Source organism: Pseudomonas sp. RL, assembly GCF_000647775.1.
GTDB lineage: Bacteria > Pseudomonadota > Gammaproteobacteria > Pseudomonadales > Pseudomonadaceae > Serpens > Serpens flexibilis.
The window spans coordinates 1-3046 of the sequence record NZ_JBOY01000132.1 but is presented as its reverse complement, the minus strand read 5'-3'; the positions used below and the strand labels follow the sequence as shown (position 1 = coordinate 3046).

Below are 3046 nucleotides of genomic sequence, written 5' to 3'. Positions count from 1 at the left end.
CGTCAAGCACCTAAAACCAAAACCCCAATCCGCAACCGCGGGTTGGGGTTTTGTGTTATGGATATATCGGAGTGGATGTTTTGTCCACGACCCCGGCAAAACTTTTATCCCGGAGGCCTTTAAGATGCCAGCATTGTTGGAACTCCTTAAGGATGGCGCTTTCCACTCGGGGGAAAAGTTAGGGGAAGCACTGGGAATCAGTCGGGCTGCGGTTTGGAAGCAGCTTCAGCAACTGGAGTCCCAGCTTGGGTTGACCATTCACAAGGTGCCCGGGAAGGGATACTGCCTGAGCCAGCGGATTAGCCTGCTGGATCCATCAGCAATTGATGAGCGGTTTTTGGGACTCCAGCGCATATATCTGTCAGAAACGCTAGATTCTACGAATGCCGAAGCGCTACGGCTGATTTCTCAAAGGAAGCCGCTGCCCTTCCTGGTTCTCTCCGAGCAGCAGACGTCCGGTCGTGGAAGGAGAGGGCGTACCTGGGTGAGCCCATTTGGCGCAAACCTCTATTACAGTCTTGCGATACAGCTTGTTCAGGGCGCTCAACAGCTCGAAGGGCTGAGCCTGGTAATCGGCTTGGCTGTTCTCAGAACTATCGAAGAGGCTGGCGTTACGAATGCCGGTCTTAAGTGGCCCAACGATATCTTGGTCGGCCATAAGAAAATGGCCGGAATACTGCTGGAGCTGGTTGGTGACCCGGCGGACATTTGTCATGTTGTGATTGGTGTCGGAATCAATGTGAATATGCTGTCCAGCAAGGATGAGATCGACCGACCTTGGACTTCGCTTTTATGCGAAACGGGTATCCTGCAGGATAGGAGCCAACTGGCTAGTCGCTTGAATCACCACATTTCCCATTACCTCGGCCTACACCGTTTGAATGGATTTACAACATTGATGGATGAGTGGCGTGCGGCTGATCTTTGGATGGGGCGTGAGGTGCGGCTATCGTCCGGGGTGGGAGAGGTCGCTGGCACGTCGCTGGGTATTGATGAAAGGGGAGGGCTGCGTTTGCTTGTAGGCGGAGCAGAGCAGGTCTTTTGTGGTGGAGAGCTGAGCCTGAGGTTGCGCGATGATTCTTGAACTGGATTGCGGAAATACCCTGATCAAGTGGCGCCTTCTCTCTACAGGTGAAACCCACTCAGGCGTAGTTTCGGATGCCGCTGCTCTGCTGGATGAGCTCAAGCGCGTTTCAGTCGGATCTCTACGCGGAGCGCGGCTGGCAAGCGTTCGTAGTGAGCAGGAAACCGATGCAATTGCCTCTACTCTAGAAGAGACTTTTGGCGTGCGTTGCCAGGTCGCCATGCCTGCTGAGCGGCTGGGCGGGGTTCGCAACGGGTATGAGGACTATCGCGGGTTGGGGATGGACCGGTGGCTAGCGCTGGTGGGAGCTTTCACGCTGGCCCGCAAGGCATGCCTGGTCCTGGACTTGGGAACGGCGATCACTGCCGACTTCGTATCTGCTGAGGGTGGGCATTTGGGGGGCTTTATTTGTCCTGGTATGCCTTTGCTGCGAAGCGATCTGCGTACCCATACTAGCCGAATCCGCTATGGTGATGACGCGGCTCATGATGCGCTTCGCTCGAGTGACCCGGGGCGTTCGACTCCCCAGGCAGTGGAGCGAGGATGCCTGTGGATGGTGCGCGGTTTTGTGCAGGAGCAGCGGAGGCTTGCTTCGCATTTATTGGGGGCTGAGCACGAGATCTTCCTGACAGGTGGGGATGCTGAATTGGTCCTGAATGATGTTCCTCACGCGCGGTTGGCTCCGGATTTGGTTTTTACAGGGCTTGCGGTTGCCTGTCCCCTTGAATGAGGTCTTCGATGCGGTGGGTCTTCCTGCTGTTGGTGGCACTGAATATTTTCTATTTCGTTTGGACTCAACAGCAGCCGCCATCGCTTGCTGGTGATGTCGTTCCCTTCGCCTTGGTCGAGGGTGGGAAGGCGCGCATCCGCCTGGTGAGTGAGCACGGAAATCGCGAAGGTGAGCAGTCTCCGATGACGGCGAGCGGTGAAATCTGCCTTTACCTCGGCGGTTTTGAAACTGATCAGCGATCGTCCATGCTGGAGCAGCGTTTGATAAGCCTTGATATACAGGCAGGGCAGGCTGTCACCAATTTAGAGTCGTCGAAGGACTACTGGGTTTATCTTCCGCCATTCGGCTCGCGGGATGCGGCGCTGCGCCAGTTCAAGGAGCTGCAGGCAAGGGGTATCGACAGCTACCTGATTACGCAGGGAGATCTCTCCAATGGTATCTCCCTGGGTATCTTCTCCGGCCAGGATTCAGCGGTCAGCCTGCTGGAGCGCATTCGTGCCATGGGGTATGGCGCTGAGCTGCGAGAGCTGGTTCGTGAGCGCCGTGAACACTGGGTGCGTGTGCCCGCGCGGGATAGTGTTCTGGTTGGTGATGATCTCCTTTCGCGGCTCGTTCAGGATTTCCCCGGTATGCGTCATCAGATGCTCCCTTGTGCAAGTCCTATTGCCAGGGAGTGAGACATTCTCTAGAATTCGCGCCCTGCCTTTGGTTGGCAAATCGAGGCGGCGCGAGCGCGGAACGTAAGTTCAAGATTTCATTGAAATTAGCGCTTGACGCAATGAGGCATTGCTGTAGAATGCCGCTCACTCTGGAGGGGTTCCCGAGTGGCCAAAGGGATCAGACTGTAAATCTGACGTCTTCGACTTCGAAGGTTCGAATCCTTCCCCCTCCACCAGATACAGCACGAGCATTAGGCTCTGCGGGTATAGTTCAGTGGTAGAACCTCAGCCTTCCAAGCTGATGATGCGGGTTCGATTCCCGCTACCCGCTCCAGTTTGATGTTTGCGCACATGCTGTTTTGCTCATGTAGCTCAGCTGGTAGAGCACACCCTTGGTAAGGGTGAGGTCAGCGGTTCAAATCCGCTCATGAGCTCCAGTCAACAAAGGCAGATATGAAAATATCTGCCTTTGTTTTAATGGAACGAGACGCGTAAGTCTGCATTAAGGGGTGGTTAGAATGGCTAAGGAAAAATTCGAACGTACCAAACCGCACCTCAACGTTGGCACCATCG

At 55.2% G+C, this 3046-nt stretch carries 3 protein-coding genes and 3 tRNA genes; all 6 read left to right on the top strand.

What is annotated here, in order from left to right; genetic code table 11:
- The first annotated feature begins 124 nt into the window (after window positions 1–124).
- The 6 genes from birA (at window position 125) to AS93_RS0116300 (ending at window position 2910) form a co-directional block, all read left to right on the top strand.
- Window positions 125–1084: a bifunctional biotin--[acetyl-CoA-carboxylase] ligase/biotin operon repressor BirA gene (gene birA, locus AS93_RS0116320; RefSeq protein WP_027591592.1), complete on the top strand. Its 960-nt coding sequence runs from the start codon at window positions 125–127 to the stop codon at window positions 1082–1084.
- Window positions 1074–1814: a type III pantothenate kinase gene (locus AS93_RS20405; RefSeq protein WP_081798336.1), complete on the top strand. Its 741-nt coding sequence runs from the start codon at window positions 1074–1076 to the stop codon at window positions 1812–1814. The genes birA and AS93_RS20405 overlap by 11 nt, the downstream gene beginning before the upstream one ends.
- A gap of 8 nt (window positions 1815–1822) precedes the next feature.
- Window positions 1823–2491, top strand: coding sequence for an SPOR domain-containing protein (locus AS93_RS0116315; RefSeq protein ID WP_027591591.1), 669 nt, complete (start codon window positions 1823–1825; stop codon window positions 2489–2491).
- Window positions 2492–2624: 133 nt separating this feature from the next.
- A tRNA-Tyr gene (locus AS93_RS0116310) sits at window positions 2625–2709 on the top strand.
- 24 nt (window positions 2710–2733) lie between these two features.
- Window positions 2734–2807 (top strand) — tRNA-Gly (locus AS93_RS0116305).
- Window positions 2808–2834: 27 nt separating this feature from the next.
- Window positions 2835–2910: transfer RNA gene (locus AS93_RS0116300), tRNA-Thr, on the top strand.
- Window positions 2911–3046: the final 136 nt, after the last annotated feature.

What these genes read in the sequence shown, in the direction of transcription:
- AS93_RS0116315 (WP_027591591.1), top strand. Translation starts at nt 1,823, where the DNA reads ATGCGGTGGGTCTTCCTGCTGTTGGTGGCACTGAATATTTTCTATTTC.
- AS93_RS20405 (WP_081798336.1), top strand. Translation starts at nt 1,074, where the DNA reads ATGATTCTTGAACTGGATTGCGGAAATACCCTGATCAAGTGGCGCCTT.
- birA (WP_027591592.1), top strand. Translation starts at nt 125, where the DNA reads ATGCCAGCATTGTTGGAACTCCTTAAGGATGGCGCTTTCCACTCGGGG.